General features: G+C 69.8%; 18 protein-coding genes. 5 read left to right on the top strand and 13 right to left on the bottom strand.

The window, feature by feature from the left end:
* Positions 1-48 precede the first annotated feature (48 nt).
* The 9 genes from INR38_RS08920 to INR38_RS08880 form a co-directional block, all read right to left on the bottom strand.
* Positions 49-726, bottom strand: coding sequence for a carbonic anhydrase (locus INR38_RS08920; protein WP_034390039.1), 678 nt, complete (start codon positions 724-726; stop codon positions 49-51).
* Positions 727-740: 14 nt separating this feature from the next.
* Positions 741-1,562, bottom strand: a complete 822-nt coding sequence (locus INR38_RS08915; RefSeq protein WP_207443282.1) for a peptidylprolyl isomerase — start codon at positions 1,560-1,562, stop codon at positions 741-743.
* A 97-nt stretch (positions 1,563-1,659) separates the two neighbouring features.
* On the bottom strand, positions 1,660-2,397 hold the full coding sequence (narI, locus tag INR38_RS08910; RefSeq protein WP_207443281.1) for a respiratory nitrate reductase subunit gamma: 738 nt from the start codon (positions 2,395-2,397) through the stop codon (positions 1,660-1,662).
* Positions 2,394-3,107, bottom strand: coding sequence for a nitrate reductase molybdenum cofactor assembly chaperone (gene narJ / locus INR38_RS08905; RefSeq protein WP_207443280.1), 714 nt, complete (start codon positions 3,105-3,107; stop codon positions 2,394-2,396). The genes narI and narJ overlap by 4 nt, the downstream gene beginning before the upstream one ends.
* Before the next feature lie 11 nt (positions 3,108-3,118).
* Entirely contained in the window at positions 3,119-4,660 is a 1,542-nt protein-coding gene (narH, locus tag INR38_RS08900) for a nitrate reductase subunit beta (RefSeq protein ID WP_207443279.1), read from the bottom strand.
* Positions 4,661-4,678: 18 nt separating this feature from the next.
* On the bottom strand, positions 4,679-8,533 hold the full coding sequence (locus INR38_RS08895) for a nitrate reductase subunit alpha (protein ID WP_133072582.1): 3,855 nt from the start codon (positions 8,531-8,533) through the stop codon (positions 4,679-4,681).
* 67 nt (positions 8,534-8,600) lie between these two features.
* Complete coding sequence (locus INR38_RS08890; RefSeq protein WP_046239788.1) at positions 8,601-10,061, bottom strand: MFS transporter; 1,461 nt, start codon at positions 10,059-10,061, stop codon at positions 8,601-8,603.
* Positions 10,062-10,077: 16 nt separating this feature from the next.
* On the bottom strand, positions 10,078-11,400 hold the full coding sequence (locus INR38_RS08885; protein WP_207443278.1) for a nitrate/nitrite transporter: 1,323 nt from the start codon (positions 11,398-11,400) through the stop codon (positions 10,078-10,080).
* A gap of 156 nt (positions 11,401-11,556) precedes the next feature.
* Positions 11,557-12,519 (bottom strand): AraC family transcriptional regulator, encoded by a 963-nt coding sequence (locus INR38_RS08880; protein WP_207443277.1) that lies wholly within the window; start codon positions 12,517-12,519, stop codon positions 11,557-11,559.
* Positions 12,520-12,649: 130 nt separating this feature from the next.
* Here INR38_RS08880 and INR38_RS08875 point away from each other — a divergent pair, with 130 nt between their 5' ends.
* From INR38_RS08875 to INR38_RS08865, 3 genes are read left to right on the top strand one after another with little or no spacing between them, the layout of a single operon-like run.
* Entirely contained in the window at positions 12,650-14,644 is a 1,995-nt protein-coding gene (locus INR38_RS08875) for a TonB-dependent receptor (RefSeq protein WP_207443276.1), read from the top strand.
* Positions 14,645-14,670: 26 nt separating this feature from the next.
* Positions 14,671-15,738: a methyltransferase gene (locus INR38_RS08870; RefSeq protein ID WP_207443275.1), complete on the top strand. Its 1,068-nt coding sequence runs from the start codon at positions 14,671-14,673 to the stop codon at positions 15,736-15,738.
* Positions 15,735-16,976 (top strand): MFS transporter, encoded by a 1,242-nt coding sequence (locus INR38_RS08865; protein ID WP_207443274.1) that lies wholly within the window; start codon positions 15,735-15,737, stop codon positions 16,974-16,976. Before INR38_RS08870 ends, INR38_RS08865 begins: the two co-directional genes overlap by 4 nt.
* A 4-nt stretch (positions 16,977-16,980) precedes the next feature.
* Here the strand turns inward: INR38_RS08865 and INR38_RS08860 are convergent, their stop codons facing one another.
* The gene (locus INR38_RS08860) at positions 16,981-17,652 is read right to left on the bottom strand and encodes a response regulator (RefSeq protein ID WP_207443273.1); all 672 of its coding nucleotides are present in this window, start codon (positions 17,650-17,652) and stop codon (positions 16,981-16,983) included.
* A gap of 28 nt (positions 17,653-17,680) precedes the next feature.
* Positions 17,681-19,579 (bottom strand): type IV pili methyl-accepting chemotaxis transducer N-terminal domain-containing protein, encoded by a 1,899-nt coding sequence (locus INR38_RS08855; RefSeq protein ID WP_013804394.1) that lies wholly within the window; start codon positions 19,577-19,579, stop codon positions 17,681-17,683.
* A gap of 161 nt (positions 19,580-19,740) precedes the next feature.
* Here INR38_RS08855 and INR38_RS08850 point away from each other — a divergent pair, with 161 nt between their 5' ends.
* On the top strand, positions 19,741-20,616 hold the full coding sequence (locus INR38_RS08850) for a ChaN family lipoprotein (protein WP_207443272.1): 876 nt from the start codon (positions 19,741-19,743) through the stop codon (positions 20,614-20,616).
* A 51-nt stretch (positions 20,617-20,667) separates the two neighbouring features.
* On the opposite strand, the gene INR38_RS08845 is transcribed toward INR38_RS08850, so the two are convergent.
* Entirely contained in the window at positions 20,668-20,925 is a 258-nt protein-coding gene (locus INR38_RS08845; protein ID WP_013804396.1) for a DUF3297 family protein, read from the bottom strand.
* A 121-nt stretch (positions 20,926-21,046) separates the two neighbouring features.
* Between INR38_RS08845 and INR38_RS08840 the strand changes: the two genes are divergently transcribed.
* Positions 21,047-22,351: a DUF445 domain-containing protein gene (locus tag INR38_RS08840; RefSeq protein ID WP_080736788.1), complete on the top strand. Its 1,305-nt coding sequence runs from the start codon at positions 21,047-21,049 to the stop codon at positions 22,349-22,351.
* Here INR38_RS08840 and INR38_RS08835 read toward each other — a convergent pair whose 3' ends face one another.
* Positions 22,352-23,323, bottom strand: a complete 972-nt coding sequence (locus INR38_RS08835; protein WP_207443271.1) for an arsenic resistance protein — start codon at positions 23,321-23,323, stop codon at positions 22,352-22,354. It lies immediately after the preceding gene.
* Positions 23,324-23,340 lie beyond the last annotated feature (17 nt).

Here is a 23,340-nt window from a genome sequence, read left to right as displayed (position 1 = left end):
GCTCCCGTGTTGACTTGCCTGCCGCCGTCCCTGGCACTTGCTCGGGCCTCAGTCGACAAGCACTTGTCCATCATGCTCCACGTAGGGCGGGTACGGCCCGGTGCCGCTGTGCGGAGCTTGAGATGCCGCAACAAAGCGGCCGGTCTGGACATCGAAGACATGGACTTCGCCATCTTCGATGACATAGTGCCATCCGTGCAGGCTGAGCTGCCCGGCCTCTACCCGCGATCGCACCATGGGATAGTCCATCAACCGTTCGAGCTGCAGCACGACGGCGCGCTGCTCGGTGCGGCGCAGCGCCTCGGGGCCGGCCTGCACGGGCAGCACGGCCTCGCGGCCCAGGTCCAGCCAGCGCTGCAGGTTGCGCGCCTCGGGCGAGACTTCTCCATACAGGGCCTTGATGGCTCCGCAGTGGCTGTGGCCGCAGACCACGATGCGGCTGACCTGCAGGTTGAGCACGGCGAATTCGATGGCCGCCGCCGTGCCGTGGTGGCCGTGCGATCCGTCGTATGGCGGCACGAAGGCGCCCACGTTGCGCACCAGGAACAGCTCGCCCGGCGGCGCCCCCGTGAGCAGGTAGGGAACGAGGCGCGAGTCCGAGCAGCCGATGAACAGCGTGGTCGGGTGCTGGCCCTCTTCGACCAGGGTGCGGAACTGCGCGCGGTACTGCGGGAAGGCGTGCTCGTGGAAGCGCCGCAGGCGCAGCAGCAGTTCATCGTCGGGCATGGGCACTTCCTCGGCTATTGCACCAGCGGCGAGTCGGCCGCAGCGATGCGCACGCCCACCACTTCGGACTGGCCGGCCAGCAGTTGCAGGTACTGGTGGAGCGCGCTCACCCAGGTCTGCTGGTGCAGGGCCTGGGCGACGGCCGGGCGCGCCTGCCGCCAGTCGGGCAGAACGCCCGCCTCGCGCGCGCAGACCTCGACCACGTGCAGGCCGAAGCGGCTGTGCACCAGGCGCGGCAGCACGCCGATTTCCTGGGAGGCAAAGACATCGCGCGCGAATTCGGGCGCGCAATCGCTGCGGCCCAGCCAGCCCAGTTCGCCGCCGTGCTGGCCGCTGGGGCAGTTGGACCATTGGCGCGCGGCCTCGGCAAAGCGCAGGCCGCCGTCGTCGGCGCAGCGCAGCTCGATCAGCAGGGCCTCGGCCCGCTGGGTGAGGGCACGCACGTCCACGCCAGGCGTGACGGCAAACAGCACGTGGCGCAGGCGCACGCGCTCGCCCTGGGCGAAGCGCGCGGGGTTGGCATCGAAGTGGCGGCGGCAGGCGTCCTCGCCGGGCTCGGGCAGGTGCAGCGATTGCTCCAGCAGCTGCTCTATGGCCTGGGAGGCGCGCTCGCTGATGACGCCGTCGTCGCCGGCCGCATCATCGGCGCCCAGCAGGCCTTCGCGCTGGGCCGCCTGGCGCAGCAGCTCGGTGCAGGCGCGCTGGCGCAGTTCGCGCTCGGGCGGGCGCTGTCCGGGTGCGTGCAGCGGCGTGGCGTTGATGCGGGCCACCTCGGCCCCGGCCTCGCCCACGGGCTGGAAGGCGGGCACTTCGGGAATCGCCGGGAGACCCCCCATCGGGGCAGAAGAAGAAGAAGAAGAAGAAGGGGCAGAAGACGCGCAGCCGCAGTGGCCGCCGCCCGATCCGTTGCATCCATGTTCCATGTCGATCTCCTCAATGGCCGGGCTTGGCGTCACGGCGTGCCGCTGATGCGGGCAGGCCCAGGCGGCGCGAGCGCACCAGCTGGTAGGGGCGCAGCAGGTAGACCAGGGTGCCGAAGCCGCTCCAGACGTGGACCAGGCGCGTGAAGGGGAAGACCAGGAAGATGCTCATGCCCAGGAACATGTGGGCCTTGAACACCCAGCCGGCATCGGCCAGCAGTTCGGCAGCGCCGCCACGGAAGGTGACGATGCGCTGCGCCCATTCGGCCAGGGCCATCATCATGGAGCCGTCCATATGCCTTGCCGACAGCGGTATGGTGGCCAGGCCCAGCAGCAGCTGCAGCCACAGCAGCCAGAGGATGGCGATGTCGCTGAACCTGGAGTTGGCGCGGATGCGCACGTCCGACAGCCGGCGGTGCAGCAAGATGGTGAGGCCGATGAAGCCCAGCGTGCCCGCGATGCCGCCGCTGACCATGGCCAGCAGCTGCTTGGCGCCTGCGGCCATGAAGGGCTCGTAGACGAAGTGCGGCGTGAGCATGCCCACGGTATGGCCGAAGAACAGGAACAGCACGCCGATGTGGAACAGGTTGCTGCCCCAGCGCAGGCTGCCGCTGCGCAGCAGCTGCGATGAATCGCTCTTCCAGGTGTACTGGTCGCGGTCGAAGCGCAGCCAGCTGCCGATGAAGAACACGGCCAGGCAGATGTAGGGGTAGAGGCCGAAGAGCAGGTGGTCTATCCAGGAGGGGGTCATGTCAGGCTCCTTTGGCGGGGTCCTTGGGCTTGGGGCGCCGCCGTGCGGCGCACGAAATGCACGGGCTGCTCGGTGCCGGGGCGGGATTTGCCCTGGCTGCTGCAGCCGTCGAAGGCGGCGGGTTCGGCCCAGGCTTCGTCCATGGCGGGCTCGGGGCGGATTTCCACGCGTTCGGCCCTGTGGCCGGTGATCTCCAGCACGGCCGCGATCACGCTGGCGTAGGGGCTGTCGCGCCGCGCCAGCGCCGTGAACAGGGCGTTGAGGATGTGGGCCATCTCGCCCAGGAATTCACGGGCGATGGCCGGCGGCTGGGTGGAGGCGAACTCCAGCACCACGGCCAGGTGGTCGGGCAGTTCGTCGGCCTCGAAGGCAAGGCCCGCGCGCTCGTAGGTCTGCTGCAGGTCGATCAGCGCCGGGCCCCGGTCGGCCGAGTCGCCGTGCACATGCTCGAACAGGTGCAGCGAGGTCTGGTGGCCCCGGTCGAAGGTGTCCACGTAGCGGGCCTCGGCCTCGAAGGGGTCCATGGCCTGCAGCTGCTCGGCCAGCTGCTGCAACTCGCGCAGCCGCGCGGGCGCCACGGATTGCTCCAGGCGCAGGGCGTCGATCAGGCCCGGCAGCAGGGCGCGCAGCTCGGCGCCGGGGTAGCCGATGAGGCAGGCCAGCGCGCGCAGCGTCAGGCGCACGGGTGTGGATGTGTTGTGATTGAACATGGCGGCAGTCCTCACATTTGCGCGCGGATGGGGATGGTGCGCGGCTTCTTGCCGCCGAACAGGCTGGCGTCGGTGCTGCCGTCGGAGCAGCCGTTGCCGAACGAGAAGCCGCAGCCGCCGCGCAAATCGAACGCGCTTTCGGCGTATTCGCGGTGGGCCGAGGGGATGACGAAGCGGTCCTCGTAGTTGGCGATCGCCATGGTCTGGTACATGTCCTCGACCTCGTCCACCGTCAGTCCCGCGTACTGGAGCACGGCCAGGTTCTGTTCCTGGTCCACGTGCTTGCTGCGCTGGTACGCGCGCATGGCCAGCATGCGCTCGAGCGCGCGCACCACGGGCGTGGTGTCGCCGGCGGTGAGCAGGTTGGCCAGGTACTGCACGGGGATGCGCAGCTGCGAGACATCGGGCAGGTCGCCATTGATGGGGCTGCGGCCGACACTGTCGAGATGCCCGGCGTTCGCCGCCGAGGTGATGGGCGACAGCGGCGGCACATACCAGACCATGGGCAGGGTGCGGTACTCGGGGTGCAGCGGCAGGGCCACCTTCCAGTCCACGGCCATCTTGTAGACGGGGCTGGACTGGGCGGCCTCGATCCAGGCGTCGGGGATGCCGTCGATGCGGGCCTGGCGGATGACCTCGGGGTCATTGGGGTCCAGGAAGATGTCCAGCTGCGCCTGGTAGAGGTCGCGGTCGCGCTCCACGCTGGCCGCCTCCTCGATGCGGTCGGCGTCGTACAGCAGCACGCCCAGGTAGCGGATGCGGCCCACGCAGGTTTCGGAGCAGACGGTGGGCTGGCCGGCCTCGATGCGCGGATAGCAGAAGATGCATTTTTCGGCCTTGCCGCTTTGCCAGTTGTAGTAGATCTTCTTGTAGGGGCAGCCCGAGACGCACATGCGCCAGCCGCGGCACTTGTCCTGGTCGATGAGGACGATGCCGTCCTCCTCGCGCTTGTAGATCGATCCCGAGGGGCAGGACGCCACGCAGGCCGGGTTCAGGCAGTGCTCGCACAGGCGCGGCAGGTACATCATGAAGGTGTTCTCGAACTGGCCGTAGATGTCCTTCTGGATCTGCTCGAAGTTCACGTCATGGCTGCGCTTGCTGAATTCGCCGCCCAGGATTTCCTCCCAGTTCGGACCCCATTCGATCTTCTCCATGCGCTGGCCCGAGATCAGGCTGCGTGCGCGCGCCGTGGGCGCGGCCTTGCTTTCCCTGGCCGACTGCAGGTGCTCGTAGTCGTAGGTGAAGGGTTCGTAGTAGTCGTCGATCTGGGGCAGGTTGGGGTTGGCGAAGATGCGCATCAACAGGCTCCACTTGCCGCCCTGGCGGGGCGCGATGGAGCCGTCCGTGCGGCGTATCCAGCCGCCGTTCCACTTGGCCTGGTTTTCCCACTCGCGCGGGTAGCCGATGCCGGGCTTGGTCTCGACGTTGTTGAACCAGGCGTATTCGACGCCGGGGCGGCTGGTCCAGACGTTCTTGCAGGTGACGGAGCAGGTGTGGCAGCCGATGCACTTGTCCAGGTTCAGCACCATGCCGATCTGTGCGCGGATTTTCATCGTGTTTCTCCTTGTTGTTCAGGCATGGGCGGCCGCGCCGGCCGGAGCTTCGTCATCCAGCCAGTCGATGCGGCGCATCTTTCGGACCAGGACGAACTCGTCGCGGTTGGTGCCGATGGTTCCGTAGTAGTTGAAGCCGTAGCTGTACTGCGCGTAGCCGCCTATCATGTGGGTGGGCTTGAGCACGATGCGCGTGACCGAGTTGTGGATGCCGCCGCGCGTGCCGGTGATCTCCGAGCCCGGCGTGTTGATGGTCTTCTCCTGCGCGTGGTACATCATCACCATGCCCGGCTTGACGCGCTGGCTGACCACGGCCCGCGCCGCGATGGCGCCGTTGGCGTTGTACAGCTCCACCCAGTCGTTGTCGGCGATGCCGGCGCTCTTGGCGTCGTCCTCGCTGAGCCAGACGATGGGGCCGCCACGCGCCAGCGTGAGCATCATCAGGTTGTCGCCATAGGTGGAGTGGATGCCCCACTTCTGGTGCGGCGTGATGAAGTTCAGCGCGATCTCGGGGTGGCCGTTGGGCTTTTGGCCCTGCACTTCCTGCAGCGCCTTCATGTGCACGGGCGGGCGGTAGCTGACGAAGCCTTCGCCGAAGTCGCGCATCCACGGATGGTCCTGGTAGAACTGCTGGCGGCCGGTGAGGGTGCGCCATGGGATCAGCTCATGCACGTTGGTGTAGCAGGCGTTGTAGCTGACCTTCTCGCTTTCCAGGCCCGACCAGGTGGGCGAGCTGATGATCTTGCGCGGCTGGGCCTGGATGTCGCGAAAGCGGATCTTCTCGTCCTCGCGGTGCAGGGCCAGGTGGGCGTGTTCGCGCCCCGTCTGCTTCGACAGCGCCTCCCAGGCCTTGACGGCCACGTGGCCGTTGGTCTCGGGCGCCAGCATCATCACCACCTCGGTGGCGTCGATGTCGGTGACGATGCGCGGGCGGCCCTGGCTCACGCCTTCCTCGCGCACCAGGCCGTTGAGCTCGCCCAGCTGCTCCACCTCGGTCTCGGTGTTCCAGCCGATGCCCTTGCCGCCGTTGCCCAGCCTGTCCATCAGCGGGCCCAGGGCCGTGAAGCGCTTGTAGAGGTTGGGATAGTCGCGCTCGACCACGGCAATCTGCGGCGCGGTCTTGCCGGGGATCAGGGCGCACTCGCCCTTCTTCCAGTCGCGCACGCCATCGGGCTGGGCCAGCTCGGCGGGGGTGTCGTGCATCAGCGGCGTGAGCACCACGTCCTTTTCCACGCCCAGGTGGCCCACGCAGACCTCGCTGAAGGACTTGGCGAAGCCCTTGTAGATCTCCCAGTCGCTCCTGGCCTGCCAGGCCGGGTCCACGGCCGCCGACAGCGGGTGGATGAAGGGGTGCATGTCGCTGGTGTTGAGGTCGTTCTTCTCATACCAGGTGGCCGTGGGCAGGACGATGTCCGAGTACAGGCAGGTGGTGCTCATGCGGAAGTCCAGCGTGACCAGCAGGTCCAGCTTGCCTTCGGGCGCCTTGTCGTGCCAGCGCACTTCCTGCGGCTTGGCCGAATGGCCGGCGCCGGGCCGCCCCAAGCCGGCCGCCCCCTGGGGGGAGGCGCGCAGCGCATCGGGGGGGTCTTGTTCTCCAAGGTCTTTTCCTTGCACGCCGTGCGTGGTGCCCAGCAGGTGCTTGAGGAAGTACTCATGGCCCTTGCCCGAGCTGCCCAGGATGTTGGAGCGCCACACGAACATGTTGCGCGGCCAGTTGGCCGGGTGGTCGGGGTCCTCGCAGCTCATGGACAGCGAGCCGTCCTGCAGGGACTGCACCACGTGGTCCTTCACGTCCAGGCCCTGGGCCTGGGCGTCGCGCACCAGCTGCAGCGGGTTGGCCTGCAGCTGCGGCGCACTGGGCAGCCAGCCCATGCGCTCGGCGCGCACGTTGTAGTCGATCATGGCGCCGCCGTACTGGCTGCGGTCGGCCAGCGGGGACAGCACCTCTTCCACGCCCAGCTTCTCATAGCGCCACTGGTCGGTGTGGGCGTAGAAGAAGCTGGTGGAGTTCATCTGGCGCGGCGGGCGCAGCCAGTCCAGCGCAAAGGCCAGCGCGGTCCAGCCGGTCTGCGGGCGCAGCTTTTCCTGGCCCACGTAGTGCGCCCAGCCGCCGCCGCTCTGGCCTATGCAGCCGCACAGCATCAGCATGTTGATGATGCCGCGGTAGTTCATGTCGCAGTGGTACCAGTGGTTCATGGCCGCGCCGATGATGACCATGGACTTGCCGCGCGTCTTCTCGGCGTTGTCGGCGAACTGGCGCGCAATGGCGATCACCTGGTCACGCGGCACGCCGGTGATCTTTTCCTGCCAGGCCGGGGTGTAGGGCGCATCGGCGTCATAGCCGCCATCAGCGCCCTCGCCGTCCAGGCCGCGGTGGATGCCGTAGTTGCCCGCCAGCAGGTCGAACACGGTGGCCACGATGGCCTCCTCGCCGTCCAGCACCATGCGCGAGACGGGCACGCGGCGCAGCAGCACGTCCGTGCCCTGCTCGTTGGCGTCGAACCCCGGCGACTGCAGGCCGCCGAAGTAGGGGAAGGCCACGTCGGCCACTTCACTGTCCACGCCCTGGCCATCCAGCACCGAGAGCTTGAGCTGCACGTCATTGCCCGTGCGCGCCTCCTTGGATTCGAGGTTCCACAGGCCCTCGTCGGCACGGCCGGCCTCGCCCCAGCGAAAGCCGATGGAGCCATTGGGCAGGGCCACGCCGCCGTCCTCGCCGTAGGCCACGGTCTTCCATTCGGGGTTGCTGTCCTGGCCCAGGTGGCCGTCGAAGTCGCTGGCGCGCACATAGCGCTCGGGCACCAGGGCCGTGCGGCCATCGGGCAGTTGCTGGCGCTTGAGGCGGATCAGCAGCGGCAGGTCGGTGTAGCGGCGCGCATAGTCCTCGAAATAGGCCGGGCGGCCGCGCTCGCCGAAGTAGAATTCCTTGAGGATGACGTGGCCCATGGCCATGGCCACGGCCGCATCCGTGCCCTGCTTGGGGTGCATCCACAGGTCGGCCAGCTTGGCGACCTCGGAGTAGTCGGGCGTGACGGCCACGACCTTGGCGCCCTTGTAGCGGACCTCGGTGAAGAAGTGGGCGTCGGGGGTGCGCGTCTGGGGCACGTTGGAGCCCCAGGCGATGATGAAGTTGGAGTTGTACCAGTCGGCGCTCTCTGGCACGTCGGTCTGCTCGCCCCAGGTCTGGGGGCTGGCCGGCGGCAGGTCGCAGTACCAGTCGTAGAAGCTCATGCACACGCCGCCGATCAGGCTCAGGTAGCGGCTGCCTGCGGCATACGAGATCATGGACATGGCCGGAATCGGCGAGAAGCCGATGATGCGGTCCGGCCCGTGCTTCTTGATGGTGTAGACGTTGGCCGCCGCGATCATGCGGTTGACCTCGTCCCAGCTGCTGCGCACGAAGCCGCCCAGGCCGCGCTGCTTTTGCCACTCGCTGCGCGCATCCGCGTTCTCGACGATGGCGGCCCAGGCATCGACCGGGCTCCTGGCCACGGCCAGGGCAGCGCGCCAGTGCTTGAGCAGCCGGCCGCGCACCATGGGGTATTTGACGCGGTTGGCGCTGTACAGGTACCAGCTGTAGCTGGCGCCGCGCGCGCAGCCGCGCGGCTCGTGGTTGGGCAGGTCGGCGCGCGTGCGCGGGTAGTCGGTCTGCTGGGTCTCCCAGGTCACGATGCCGCCCTTGACGTAGATCTTCCACGAGCACGAGCCCGTGCAGTTCACGCCGTGCGTGGAGCGCACCACCTTGTCATGCGCCCAGCGGTCGCGGTAGGCGTCTTCCCAGGTGCGGTCCTCGCCCGTCACCTGGCCATGGCCGTTGGAGAATTCCTGCCGGGGCAGGGAGAAGTAGGAAAGCTTGTCCAGAAAATGGCTCATCGCGGGACTCCTTGTTGTTCGTTGCGGTGCGTTGCTGTTCGGTGCAGTGGTGCCTGCGGTCCGGTGCTCAGCAGGGCATCTCGGCGTTCCTGCGCGCGTAGTACCACCAGGTCACGCCCACGCACAGCACATAGAAGGCGGCAAACACCCACAGCGCCAGCTCGGGCCCGCCCGTGGCGGCGATGGAACTGCCGTAGCTCTTGGGGATGAAGAAGCCGCCGTAGGCTCCCAGCGCGCCCGCAAAGCCCAGGGCGGCCGCGCCTTCGGTATTGCCCTCCTTGAGGGCATGGGCCTGGGCTTGCTCGCTGGGATGGGCGCCCAGCTCGCGCTGCTTGAGCGCCAGGAAAATCGCCGGGATCATGCTGAAGGTCGATCCGTTGCCGATGCCCGTGGTCAGGAACAGCACCAGGAACATCAGGAAGAAGCCCATGAAGCTGCCCTCGGCAGGGCCCAAGCCCAGCGCGTAGCCGCCGCTGCCCTTGGGCAGGAAATACAGCACGCCCACCACGGCCACGGCCATGACGAGGAAGTTCCAGAACGTCACGCGCGCGCCGCCCGCCTTGTCGGCCAGCCAGCCGCCAAAGGGCCGCGACAGCGCGCCCAGCAGCGGGCCCAGCCAGGCATAGGCCAGCGGATTGACCGCCGGGAACTGGCTCTTGATCAGCAGCGGAAAGCCGGCGGCAAAGCCGATGAACGAGCCGAAGGTGCCCAGGTACAGCAGGCACATCACCCAGTTGTGCTTGCGCCGGAAGATGGCGGCCTGGGCCGCGAAGCTGGCCTTGGCGTCGGCGATGTCGTTCATGCCGAACCAGGCGGCCAGCGAGGCGATGGCGATCCACGGCACCCAGATGAAGGCCGCGTTCTGCGCCCAGACCCGGGTGGTCTCGCCGGCCTTGGTGATGGTCTGCGCATCGCCGCCGAAGACGCCGAAGATGCCGGCCGTGATCACCAGCGGGCTCAGGAACTGCACCACCGACACGCCCAGGTTGCCCAGGCCCGCGTTCACGCCCAGGGCCGAGCCCTTGCGCTCCTTGGGAAAGAAGAAGCTGATGTTGGCCATGCTGGAGCTGAAGTTGCCCCCGCCCAGGCCGCACAGCAGGGCCAGGATCAGCATGGTCGGATAGCCGGTGCTGGCGTCCTGCACCGCGTAGCCGATGCCGATGGCCGGGATCAGCAGCGAGGCCGTGGACAGCGCCGTCCAGCGGCGCCCGCCCATCAGCGGCACCATGAAGGAATAGAAGATGCGCAGCGTGGCGCCCGACAGCGCGGGCGCGGCCGCAAGCCAGAACAGCTGGTTGGTGGAGTAGGTGAAGCCCAGCGCGGGCAGGTTCACGGCCACCACGCTCCAGACCTGCCAGATGGCAAAGGCCAGGAACAGGGCGGGCACCGAGATCCAGAGGTTGATCCTGGCGATGGCCTCGCCCTCGCGCTCCCAGAACTGTTTGTCCTCGGGGCGCCAGAGGGTCAGCACGCTGCCGGGGCGGCTGCGCGCGGATGCCTTTGCGGCGGTCTTGGTGTTCGCATGCATGTGCAACTCCTGCGGTTCAGCGCGCGGCCGGCTGCACATCGCTGTGGCCGCCGTGGCTGTTGAGCACGTCGGTGCGGCGCACCTCGGTGAAATACATCCAGATCAGCGATACCCAGACCACGCCGTACAGCAGCATGAAGGCGCTGGAGCGGATGCCCGTCCAGTCCAGCAGCACGCCGAACAGGATGGGCAGGATGAAGCCGCCCATGCCGCCGGCCAGGCCCACGATGCCGCTGATGGCGCCGATGTTTCCGGGGTAGTCGTCGCTGATGTACTTGAAGACGCTGGCCTTGCCGAAGGCCATGGCAATGCCCAGCACGAACATCAGCGCGGTGAAGGCATAGACGTTCAGGCCCAGGTGAAAGCGGGTGCTGCCCTCGGTGGTGAGCACCGTGAAATCGGTCTGCGGATAGGACAGCAGGAACAGGCAGATCCAGCACACCCACAGCACCCACCAGGTCACGCTGTGTGCGCCGTACTTGTCCGACAGCCAGCCGCCGATGGCGCGCAGCACGCCGCCCGGCAGTGAAAAGCAGGCCGCCAGCAGGGCCGCCACGCGGATGTCCAGGCCGTACTCGCCCACGTAGTACTGCACCATCCACAGGCTCAGCGCCACATAGCCGCCGAAGACGATGCTGTAGTACTGGCAGTACTTGAGCACGCGCGGGTCCTTGAGCGCCTTCAGCTGGTCGCTGAAGCGCACGTTGCTGGGCACCAGGTGGGCCGGGTCGCTGTGGCTGAACAGCCAGAACAGCACCAGTGCGCCCAGCATGATGGCCGCATAGGCATGCGGCACGGCGGCCCAGCCGAAGGCCACCAGGATCACCGGCGCCACGAACTTGTTGACCGCCGCGCCCGAGTTGCCCGCGCCATAGATGCCCATGGCCATGCCCTGGCGCCCCTTGGGAAACCAGCGTGCCACATAGGGCGTGCCCACCGAGAACGAGCCGCCCGCCAGGCCCACGAACAGGCCGATGGTCAGGAAGTGCCAGTACTCGGTGGCATAGCCCATCACCCAGATCGCGGGCACGGTGACGGCCATCAGCACCGCCATCACGATGCGCCCGCCGAAGCGGTCGGTCCAGATGCCCAGCGGCACGCGCACCAGCGAGCCCGTGAGCACGGGCATGGCCGTGAGCAGGCCGAACTGCGTGGCGTTCAGATCCAGCATCTTCTTGATGGGGATGCCGATGATGCCGAACATCATCCAGACCATGAAGCAGACCGTGAAGGCCAAGGTGCTGACGGCCAGGACCGACCAGGCCTGGCGGTCGTGGCGTGTGCCTGTGCTGGTGCTCTTGCGGGGGTCGCCCTGTGCGGTGGGCGCTGTGTTTGCCATTTTGTTTTCCTCGTGGGGGCTATGGCTTCCATGGTCCCGCGCGAGGGCCGCGCCGCACATCCGCCAGCCGTACGCTCGGACAAGGCGGAAGAACTAGGAGCGCGCAGGCGGGCCTAGTTCCAAAGAACTATCGAGGACAAAAAGGCTTGACGCAGATCAGGAGCGGCGGCCGAAGACCGATTTCGGGCTGCGCCCGTAGAACCGCGCAAATGCCGCACTGAAGTTCGACGGATGGGCATAGCCCACCTGCCAGCCGGCCTGGGCGACCTGGCAGCCGGTCTCCAGCAGCGCCCAGGCGCGGCGCATGCGCAGCTCCAGCAGCAGGGCCTGGGGCGTGGTGCCGAAGACCGCGCGAAAGCCCTGCTTGAGGCGGTGCTCGCCCAGGCCCACGGCGGCGCTCAGGTAGGCCAGGGTCAGCGCGCGGTCCATCTGGGTGGACAGCAGTTCGCGCGCCTGCTCCAGCCGGGCCAGTTCGTCGGCCGACCAGCGCGGTGCCGCCCTGGCCGGCTGCGGCGCAGGCGCGAGGTGCCGCAGCTCCAGCGCGGCCAGGCTCAGCATGGCGATGTGGCGGTCCAGCGCATCGGTGGGCTGGTGTCCGGGTGGTTGGGCCAGGCGCCGCGCCAGCGCCAGGCTGGCCGGCAGGCTGGCGCGGTGGTCCAAGGGCCGCACGCCGGCCGCGCCGTCCACCTGGGTCAGGCGCTGCGAGAGTTCAGGCCCCAGATAGCGGTCGAGCGCCGCGCCCGACAGCAGCAGGCGCAGCTGGCGCACGGTCTGGCCGGCCGCATAGCGGCGCTCGCCCTGGCTGCCGCGAAAGGCTGCCAGCGTGGTCTGCCCCGCGCCGAAGCGCAGTGCCGCACCCGTACGCGCCACAAAGCCCGATTCCCCGGCCAGCCCCAGCGTGATGACCAGGGTGCGGCCCTGGTCCGAGGCATCGGCCTGCACGCTGTCCTCCACCAGGTCGCGCAGCGGGCAGTAGTGCGAGCGCGCCAGCACGATGCCGTCGCCCAGCGTGAAGCGCTCCGCATGGCAGTCGCCCAGCTCGGCGGGCAGGGCATGCCGCGTCCAGCCCGGCGCACAGGGCTGGGGCAAGGCAAGCGAGGAAGGGATGCGGGAGGTCATGTGCGAGGAATGGAGGCGCGCTTCGCATAGGAAATGCTCCGGCGCGCATACGTTTTCAAATGATAGCGATTCTCATCTTCCCTAGCATCGGTCTCCAACGAGATTCCCTTTTGGAGAGGACGAGAAAACCATGGCATTCCCACTTCGCTGGCCGGCCGCGCTGGCCCTGGCCCCCTTCACGGTGGCGGCCCAGGGCCAGGCGCCCGAAGCCACCCTGCCCGAGATCACGGTCACGGTGAACAAGCAGGCCGAGAGCCTGGACGCCGTGCCCGCCAGCGTCTCCGTCTTCGACGGCGCGGCGCTGGAGGCGGCCGGCGTGCGCGGGCTGGACGCGCTGTCCGCCCAGGTGCCGGGCTTTGTGTTCCAGGCCTTCGGCCAGTCGGGCGTGCAGCCGCCCGTGATGCGCGGGCTGACGGCCAACTTCGTGTCGTTCTCCTCGTCCACGCTGCTGCTGGTCGATGGCGTGCCCACGCTCATGGCCCAGGGCTTCGAGCACAACCTGCAGGGCGTGGACCGCGTGGAGGTGCTGCGCGGCCCGCAATCGACGCTGTACGGACGCAATGCCGAAGCGGGCGTGGTCAGCATCGTCACGCGCCAGCCCGGCGACACGCCCTATGCATCGATCAGCGCCGAGGCCGGCAACCACGGCCAGCGCGCGGGCAGCTTCGAGCTGGGCCGCGCCCTGGTGCCGGGCCAGCTCTACATCGGCCTGTCGGGCGAGTGGCGCGCGCAGGACGGTTTCATACGCCAGCAGGCGACGGGAGCGCGCGTGGACGACCGCGAGCGCGCCAGCGGCCGCCTGGCCCTGCGCTGGACGCCCACGGCCGAGACCGAGGCCACGCTGCGCTACGCCCAGCAGCGCTGGGACGACGGCGCCGCGCAATGGGGCAGCATTGCCGCGCCGCGCGCCACGGTGAACTCGGGCACGGACAGCTGGAACCGCTCGCGCGGGCAGACGCTGTCGCTCGATGTCTCGCATCGCTTTGCCTCGGGGCTGCGGCTGCGCTCCATCACCGCGCGCAATGTCTTCGACGACCGCGTGCTGCAGGACACGGACTTCCAGCGCGCCGACCTGCTCCACGTGCGGCGCGACTACCGCCTGGCCACGACCTCGCAGGAACTGCGCCTGGAGGGCGAGGCCGCAGGCCTGTGGAACGCACGCTGGCTGGCCGGCCTGTACCTGGACCGCGACGACCATGACCTGCGCTACGAGCAAAAGCTGCCCGCCGCGCTGATGCGGCCCACGGCCGGGCTCAAGGGCAGCACGGCGGCGCTGTTCACGCACTGGACCGTCCCGCTGTCCGAGCGCTGGACGCTGGCGGCCGGCGCGCGCGTGGAGCGCAACCGCGTGGAACTGGCCCCCGTGGGCGCGGCGGCGCGCAGCGACGACTGGTCGCGCTTGAGCCCCAAGCTCTCGCTGCAATACCAGTGGTCGCCCCAGGGCCAGATCTACACCAGCCTCAGCGAGGGCTACCGCGCGGGCGGCTTCAACGTGTTCTCTCCGGCCATGGGCTATGCGGCCTACGAGCCAGAGACCGTGCGCGCCTGGGAGATCGGCGCCAAGGGCCGGCTGCTGGGGCAGCGCCTGCGCTATGCGGCCTCGGTCTACACCCAGCAGGTGCGCGACATGCAAGTGCAGCAGATGGGCCTGCCGGGCGTGGTCTACATCACCAATGCGGCGCGGGCGCGCTCCACGGGTGCGGACTTCGAGCTGGACTATGTGTTCGGCGGCGGCTGGCAGCTGCAGACCGCCCTGGGCCTGAACCGCACGCGCTTCGGCACGTTCCGCGACGGCGCCGCCGTCTACGACGGCCACCGCAACCCGTTTGCGCCCGACATGACGGCCCATGTGGCCCTGCGCTACGACGCGCCCGGCCGCTGGTGGGCGCAGGCCGCCGTGCAGGGCACGGGCAAGGTCTACCTGGACGCCGCCAACGCCTACCGCCGCCCCGGCTACGGGCTGCTCAACCTGTCGGCCGGCTATGCCCAGGGGTCCTGGGAAATCGCCGCCTACCTGCGCAATGCCGCCAACCGCCGCTACGACGCCGTGGGCTACCTGAATGGTCAGGTCGTGGTCTACAGCCCGCCGCGCGAGTTCGGCGTGCGGCTGACCTGGCGCATGTGACTCCCTTTCGTGAAAAGGACCTTCCGATGAATACACCCCGCCGTGAATCCCCTACCCACGCCCCCTCCCACGCCCTGCAACCGCTGTGGGATCTGGCCGCCGCCCAGGTCCAGGCCGAGGCCCTGGTGCTGGCGCTCGAATCGGGCGCTCTGGACCGGCTGGCCACGCCCCAGACGCCGGCCGAGCTGGCCCAGGCCCAGGGCTGGAACGAGGCCAATACCTCCCACTGGATGGAATTGCTGTGGAGCATGGGCCTCTTGCGGCGCGGCCAGCACGAGCCCGTGAGCTACCTGTTGGCCACCGATGCGCTGCGCTACCTGCACAGCGCATCGCCCGAGTCCTGCGGCGCGGCCTGGCTGTTCCGCCTGCGCTCGCTGCGCCACTCCGCCACGCTGCTGCGCGGCCTGGTCGAGCACGGCCCTGCCGGGGACGGCTCGGCCTGCAGCGCCCCCTTGGCCACGGGCAATGCCGAAGGCTGGGCCGCCGCCGCGCGCGCCCAGATCGGCCAGGAGCAGCGTGCCGTCAGCGTGCCTGCCGCGCTGAACCTGCTGCAGCAGGTTCCCGAGGCCGGCGCCATGCGCCGCATGCTGGACCTGGGCGGCGGCCCCGGCTGGATCGCGCTGGCCCTGCTGCACCAGCAGCCCGCGCTGCAGGCCAGCGTTTTCGACTGGCCCGAGGCCGTGGCCGTGGCGGCGGACAACGCCCGCCAGGCCCGCCTGTCCGACCGCTTCACCGCCCTGGGCGGCAACCTGGCCACGGACGGCATAGGCAGCGGCTACGATCTGGTCTGGTGCTCGTCCGTGCTGCACTTCGTGCCCGATGCGGCAGCCGTGGTCACCAAGGTGTTCGACGCGCTGGCGCCCGGCGGCGTCTTCGTCTGCGCCCATGCCGAGGTGGATGAGACGCCCGAAGCCGCCCTGCGCACCCTGCCCTACTACCTGCCCATGCGCCTGCTGGGCCGCAGCGTGACCCGGCGCGGCGAGCTGCAGGCGCTGCTGGCGCAGGCGGGTTTCGAGCGCATCGAACGCATCGAGTCGCGCGAGTTTCCGATGGCGCCGCTGGCCGTGCTCATTGCCCGCAAGGCCGCGCCATGAAGGCCGCAGCTCCCCGCCCGGTCTGGCTGCTCCAGGCCCTGTTCGGCTGGCTGCACCTGGCGCTCACCGCCCCCAGCGTCTACCTCTGGCTGGGCCTGCCCCTGGTCATGCGCCAGCATGGCTGGTCGGGCACGGCCATCGGCCTGTTCCAGCTGGCGGGCCTGCCCGCGCTGATCAAGTTCGCGCTGGCCGCGCCCGTGGAAGCGCGCAGCGCGAACGGCCAGCCGCGCTACCGCGCCTGGGCGCTGGCCCTGTGCCTGGCTTATGCGGCCGTGCTGCTGGCCCTGGGCTGGCAGCAGTTGCTGGCCGAGCGCCTGTGGCTGTTCGGCCTGGCCTTCGCGGCCGCGCTGGCCGCCACCTGGGCCGACATTCCCGTCAGCGCCCTGGCCATCCGCCTGCTGCCCGCGTCCGAGCGCATGCGCGCCGGGGGCGTGCGCGCAGCGGCGCTGTCGCTGGGCGCCATCGTGGGCGGCGGGATGATGCTGCTCATGCAGGCGAAATGGGGCTGGCGCGTGCCCTTCCTGTGCCTGGCCGGCGCGCTGGCCCTGGGAGCCCTGCTGCTGGCCTGGGTGGTGCGCCATGAGCCCGGGGATGCGCCCTCGCCCCTGCTGCTGCCTGCGCCCAAAGCTGGACTGGCCGCCATGGTCCGCGGCTATGGCGCCCAGCCCGGCGCCTGGCGCTGGACCCTGGTGCTGGTCAGCTACTTTCCCTTCATCGGCGCGGCCTGGTTCTACCTGAAGCCGCTGATGCTGGACCATGGCTTCGCGCCCGCCCAGGCCGCCCTGCTGGCCGGCATGGGCGGCGGCGTGGTGGCTGCGCTGGCGGGCGCAGCCTCGCCCCTGCTCACGCGCCGCCTGGGCACCCGGCGCGCCCTGCCCCTGTATGCAGGCTGCAACGTGGCGGCGCTGGCGCTGCTGGCCGCCGTCATCGCAGCCGGCGCTCCGCCCCCGGGCCTGGTCGCGGCCGTGGCCTGCGTGGCAGCGGCCATGGGCGCCTCCTCGGCCTGCGTCTTCGGACTGATGATGCAATTCGCCCGCCCGCGCTGGCAGGCCTTCGACTACGGCCTGCAGGCCAGCCTGTTCGCCGCCAGCCGCATGCTGGTGCCGCTGGCCGCCGGCGTGGCGCTGGACACCATGGGCGCAGCGGCCATGCTCACCGGGCTGACCGTGGCGGCCGCGCTGGCCTGGGTCTGGGCGCTGCGGTGTGCGGGGGATGGTTGGGCTTCGGCCACAGCGTAGGCCGCTAATCCCGCTGCCGCTCCGACGCATACACCGCCGCCTGCACGCGCGAGCTCAGGCCCAGCTTGCGCAGGATGTGTTGCACATGGATCTTGACCGTGGTCTCGGCAATGTCCAGCGTGCGGGCGATTTCCTTGTTGCTGGCGCCCCGGGAGATCTGGACCAGCACCTCTTCCTCGCGCGGGGACAGCGGCGAGGCCGGGGCCTCGTCCGGCTCGGGCGCCTGGGGCTCAGGCGCGCCCTGGGACTGGAAGGCGGCCACGAGCTTGCCCATCATCTCGGGGCTGACCACGGGTTCGCCGCGCGCGGCGCGGCGCAGGGCCTCGGACAGCAGGTCGCCGTCGATGGTCTTGAGCAGATAGCCCTGGGCGCCGTTGCGCAGCGCGGCCGCCAGGTCCTGGCCGTCCTCGCTCACGGTGAGCATGACGACGCGGCTGCCGGGCGATGCGGCCCGCAGGCCCGCGATGGCATCGACGCCCAGCACGCCGGGCAGGTGGTTGTCCAGCAGGATGACCTGGGGCGCCAGCGCGGGCACCAGGCGCAGGGCCTCGCCCGCGTCGCCGGCCTCGCCGACCACGCGCAGGCCTGCGTCCTGGGCGATGAGGGCGATCAGGCCGCGCCGGAACAGCGTGTGGTCGTCGATGACGAAGACGGAGATGGGGCTGGAGAAGGACATGGGGCGGTCTTTTTCTTGCGGGAGCGTGTCACGCGTTCGAGGGGAGGGCCTGCGCTGGCGCGCCGGCCGAGGCCGACGGCGGCAGCTCGATCAGCACGCGCGTGCCCTCGCCGGGGCGGGAGTGGACATGGACCAGCGCCTGCGCCAGCAGGGCGCGCTCGCGCATGATGCCCAGGCCCACATGCAGCGAGTCCGGCGCAACGTCGGCGGGGACGAAGCCGCAGCCGTCGTCGCAGACTTCGAAGCGCCAGGGGTGGCGCCCCACGCGCAGCTCCACATGCCTGGCACCCGCGTGCTTGCGCACGTTGGACAGCGCCTCCTGCACCATGTGCAGCACCTGGATCTGCACATCGGGCGCCAGCGGCAGGCCCTGGCCCGACATGCTCAGCGAGGTGGCAATGCCCGTCTGGTGCTCGAACTTGGACAGCGTGGCGCGCAGCGCGGCCTCGATGTCCTCGGCGCTGGTGCGCGTGCGGAAATGCACCAGCAGCTCGCGCACGTCGGCATAGCATTCGCGCACGCCCACTTCCAGCTCGCCCAGGCTGCGGTCGCGCGCCTCGTCGCGGCCCTTGGCCACGGCGTCGCGCAGCAGCTGGGTCTGTATCTTGAGAAAGGCCAGCGACTGGGCAATGGAGTCATGCAGCTCGCGCGCGATCAGGCCGCGCTCCTCGGCCACGGCGGCTTCGCGCTCCAGCGCCGTGGCGCGCAGGCTTTCCATGGCGCTGGCCAGGTGGCGCGCCATGGCGGACAGCAGGTCGCGCATGTCGTCCGTGAGCACCACGGTGGAGCGAAAGAACAGGTTGACCTCGCCCAGCAGGCGCTGCTGCAGTTGCACGGGGATGCTGACCACCGTCTGGAAGCCGGCCTCGCGGCAGTGGGGCAGCTGCAGGTCGCTGGCCGGCGTGATGGGGATCACGCGCAGCCGCGCCTGCTCGCGCGGCTGGCCGCACAGGCAGGCGCCCGTGTGCAGGCAGTGCTCCTGCACCGACATGGACTGGGGCAGGCCGTCGCCGGCCAGCAGCACGTAGCGCTCGTTGGCCTCGTCGGACCAGCGCACCGTGGCCGCATCGGCCTGGGCCGCCAGGCGGACCTGGCGCACAAAGCCTTCGGCCAGGGACTGCAGGCTGGCGGCCTCCGACGCCTGCACGCTGACCGCGTACAGCGCCTGCAGCTGCTGGTGCTGCACGTTGAGGCTGGCTGTCTTCTCGCGCACCTTGTCCTCCAGCTCGGCGTGAGAGCTTTGCAGCGACTGGGCCATCAGGTTGAAGCCGGCCGCCAGCTGGCCGAACTCGTCATCCACCTCCACGCTCATGCGCGTGTCCAGGTGTCCGCGGCGCATGCGCTCCAGCGCCGAGCGCAGCTGGCCCACGGGATGCAGCACCAGCCAGTAGCTGGTGGCCATGAAACTCACGGCAGCGATGATGGCCAGCGCCATCAGACACATCTGAAACAGGTGCAGGATGGCCGTCCAGCGCGAGAGCCGGTCCTCGATGGCCTCGACAAAGCCGTCCACCTCGCGCACGAAGGCATCGGCGCTGCCCATGATGGCCTGCGCATCGACATGGTCCTCGGCCTGCCACTGCGTGCGCAGCGCACTCCAGTCGCCGCGTATGCGCTCGTAGCGCGCGCTGACCGCATCGCTCCAGGGCACGAACAGCGGGCGCGACATGTCGCCGCTGCGCAGCAGGTCCAGGCTGGCGTCGAACTGCCGTGCGCGCTCCTGCCACTGCGCCGGCGCCTCGTTCTGGCGCGCCATGGCCATGCGCACCATGCTCATGCGCAGCCGCCCGGCCTCGTTCACCGCCGCCGCACCGCCTTCCAGCTGCCAGGCCACCCACAGCGTGAAACCAATGGAGGCCACGGCCGCGAGCAGGCAGGCTGCGCCCATGAGCAGCAGCTTGGTCGAAAGCGAGGGCTTGCCATGCATGGTTGCACTGTAGCCACGGCACATTTGCGCGTCTTGACCTGAATCAAGCGCCGCCCGTTTGCGCCGTGCCCCCGCCCCGATTCCCAGGATCCTTTCAACTGCCCCCAATGCCCACAGGGCCTATGGGGCCCCCGGGCGAGGCCAGTGTTTAGCATGGGGCCATGCAAGTCCGCTCCCACCTCCGCCCCTTCATCCGCACCCCGCGCCTTGCCGGCCTGGCTGCGGCCGCATTGCTGGCGGCAGCCCTTGCCGGCTGCGCCAGCTCCTCCGCCCCGGCGCGGGACTGGACGCAGCAGTTGCAGCGCTGGTCCGACGCGCCCATCGTGCTGCTGGGCGAGCAGCACGATGCGGTCGCCCACCAGGCCTGGCAGCAGGCCACGGTGGAGCAGTTGGCAAAACAGGAGCGCCTGGCCGCGCTGGTGATCGAGATGGCGCCGCGCACGGGCTCCACGGCCAGCCTGGCACGCGATGCCTCCGAGGACGCGGTGCAGCAGGCCCTGCAATGGCAGGACGCGGCCTGGCCCTGGCCGCGCTACCGCGGCGTGGTCATGGCCGCCGTGCGCGCGGGCGTGCCCGTGCTGGGGGGCAACCTGCCGCGCGCCGACATGAAGCAGGCCATGCGCAACGAGAACCTGGACACCCACCTGCCGCCCGAGGGCTGGCAGCGCCAGCTCGACGCCATCCGCGAAGGCCACTGCGGCCTGCTGCCCGACACCCAGCTGGCGCCCATGGCCCGCATCCAGCTGGCCCGCGACGCCAGCATGGCCGAGGTGGCCAGGGCCGCAGTCAAGCCCGGCAAGACCGTGCTGCTGGTGGCCGGGCGCGGCCACGTGCTGCGCGGCGTGGGCATTCCCACCTGGCTGCCCGAGGCCGCAGGCGCCAAGGTGGCCGTGGCGCAGGCGGGGGAGACATCGGTGGCGCAGGCCTCGGATGTGGATTGGCTGCAGAAGACGGATGCCCTGCCGGCCAAGGACCACTGCGCCGAGCTGCGGGAGAAGTTCAAGAATCCGCCGGCGCCGCGGGCCGATGCGGGCTGAAGCCCGCTGATTCCTGAAGAGGTTGCGGCCGGCCTTGCGACCGGCCGGAAATCAGCGGTAGAAAGCTTCCACGGCGCCCTTGAGCTTGATCAGCAGGGGCTTTCCCTTGCGGTCCACCGTCTTGCCGGCCGGCACCTTGATCCATCCCTCGCTCACGCAGTATTCCTCCACGTCGAAGCGCTCGTTGCCGTTGAAGCGGATGCCGATGTCGTGCTCGAACACGGCGGCCACATGGTGCGGGCTGCGCGGGTCGATGGACAGGTGGTCGGGCAGTGCGGGGCGATCGGCGGGTGCGTTGGCGTCGGTCATGGTCTTGTTCTCGCAAGAGGGTTCTGAAGAAAGCCGGTATTGTCCGCGCAATTCGCAGGCAGGCGCTGGCTGACAGGCTTTGGCGGCAGGCATCGCCATGCGGATGGCGGGCGGGCGTCGTATGCTGCGCTCCATGCTGTCGCCAGAGCAACGTCAAACACTGAAGTCGGCCAAGCGCCTGCCGCTGGCGCTGCTGCTGTTCGTGGCGCTGGGCTTCGTGGCCTCCTCCGTGGCGGCGGGGCACTGGCAGCAGGTGCCGCTGTGGCTGGCCTGCATCAAGGCCGTGACCGAGGCCTCGCTGGTCGGCGCGCTGGCCGACTGGTTTGCGGTGTCGGCGCTGTTCCGGCGCATTCCGCTGCCCCTGGTCGGGCGCCATACGGCCATCATCCCGCGCAACAAGGACCGCATCGGCGAGAACCTGGCGAATTTCGTGCGCGACAAGTTCCTGGACGGCCCTTCGCTGGTGGCGCTGATCGAGCGCCATGATCCCGCGCGCGTGCTGGCCGGCTGGCTGACCACGCCGGCCAACAGCACCCTGCTGGGGCGGCAGGTGGCGCGGCTGGCGCTGGCGGCGCTGGAGATGGTGCAGGACCGTCAGGTGGAGCGCTTTCTGACACAGGCATTCAAGGCCTTGCTGGCCCAGGTGGACCTGCCCCGCGCGGCTGCGGATCTGTTGTCGGGCCTGACCAAGGACGGCCGCCACCAGGCCGTGCTGGACGACGTGTTGGCCCGCGTCAGCGGCGTGCTGCGCGAGGCCGAGACCCATGTGCTGATCGCCCAGACCATCGTGCTGTGGCTCAAGCGCGAGCATCCGCTCAAGGAAAAGATGCTGCCCACGGACTGGCTCAGCGACAAGGGCGCCAGCGCCATTGCGGGCGCGCTCGACAGCCTGCTGCAGGACATTGCCAGCAATCCCGAGCACCACATGCGCAAGGCCTTCGACGCCTCCGTGGACCGGCTGGTCACGCGGCTGCAGTCCGACCCCGCCATGTCCGAGCGCGCCGAGCGGCTGCGCCACTACCTGCTGCACGACGAAAAGCTGGCCGGCTACCTGCGGGCGCTGTGGCTGGGCTTGCGCGCCAAGCTGCAGGCGGACCTGGCCAACGAGCATTCGCAGGTGGCGCGCAAGACCGCCGCCATGGGCCGCTGGCTGGGCCAGTCGCTGGCGCACGACGAGGCGCTGCGCAGCTCCATGAACGAGCGCCTCAAGCGCTGGGCCCAGGCGCTGGCGCCCGATGTCTCGCAGTTCCTGGCCCAGCACATCGCCGATACCGTGCGGCGCTGGGATGCGCGCGAGCTGTCCGAACTGATCGAGCTGCACATCGGCAAGGACCTGCAGTACATCCGCATCAACGGCACCGTGGTCGGCGGTGCCGTGGGGCTGGTGCTGTTCCTGGTCTCCAATGCGGGGCGGCTGTGGGCCTGATCACTGGCCGGCCGGCTGGCCCCGGCCCCACAGCGCAATCACGCGCACATAGGCCAGCTCGGCCAGCAGCTCCACCAGCGTCTGCGTGACGATGACGGCCGGCAGCACGGGAATGGCGCCGGGCACGGCCAGGGCCAGCGGCAGCACGACCAGCGAATTGCGCGTGCCCGCGCTGAACGCGACGGCGCGGCCCGAGGCTGCCGGGAGCCGGAAGGCGCGCGCCACCAGCCAGCCCAGTGCGGGCGCTGCCACCGCAAAGGCCGCATAGACGGGCACCATGCTCCAGGCGGCCTGCGTTGCCGGGCCCAGTTGGGGCAGCACGGAGGCGATCACCACGAACAGCACCAGCGCAGTGGCCGGCACGGGCAGCAGGCCCAGCCATGCCGAGGCGCTGGCGCCGCGCCGGCTGCGGGCCGCCCACAGCTGCGTGGCAGCGGCCAGGGCCAGCGGCACGGCGATCAGCCACACGAACGCATGCAGGAAAGGCCCCGCCTGCACCAGCCGCGCCGCATCGTCGCCCAGGAACAGGCCCAGGTAGCCGGGCAGGGCCAGCATCTGCGCGATCAGCAGGGCCGGCGTGGCCGCCAGCAGCAGGCGCGCGTCGGCACGTCCCAGGAGGGAGAAGGTGACCACGTAGTCGATGCAGGGCGCCAGCAGCACCAGCAGCGCGCCCAGGCGCAGCAGGGGGTCGGCGGGCAGGAACTGCAGCAGGGCCCAGACCAGCAGCGGCACCATGATGAAGTTGGCCACCATCAGCGCGGTCAGGAAGCGCACCTGGCCAAAGGCGCGCCGCAGCTCGGCCACGGGCACCTGCAAGAAGGTCACATAGAGCATCAGCGCCAGCGCGGGGTTGATGGCACGCTCCAGCACGCCCGTGCCGGGCAGCGCCCAGGCGGCAACTGCGGCCAGGGCCACGGCGGCGAAGTAGATGGGGATCTGGCGCTGTTCGAGCGCGTCTCGGGTGTCTTGCATTCAGGAGGCCGGTGGCG

Origin of the sequence: Delftia sp. SD018, from assembly GCF_017355445.1 — a bacterium.
GTDB lineage: Bacteria > Pseudomonadota > Gammaproteobacteria > Burkholderiales > Burkholderiaceae_C > Comamonas > Comamonas acidovorans.
This window is presented reverse-complemented; position numbering and strand designations above follow the sequence as displayed.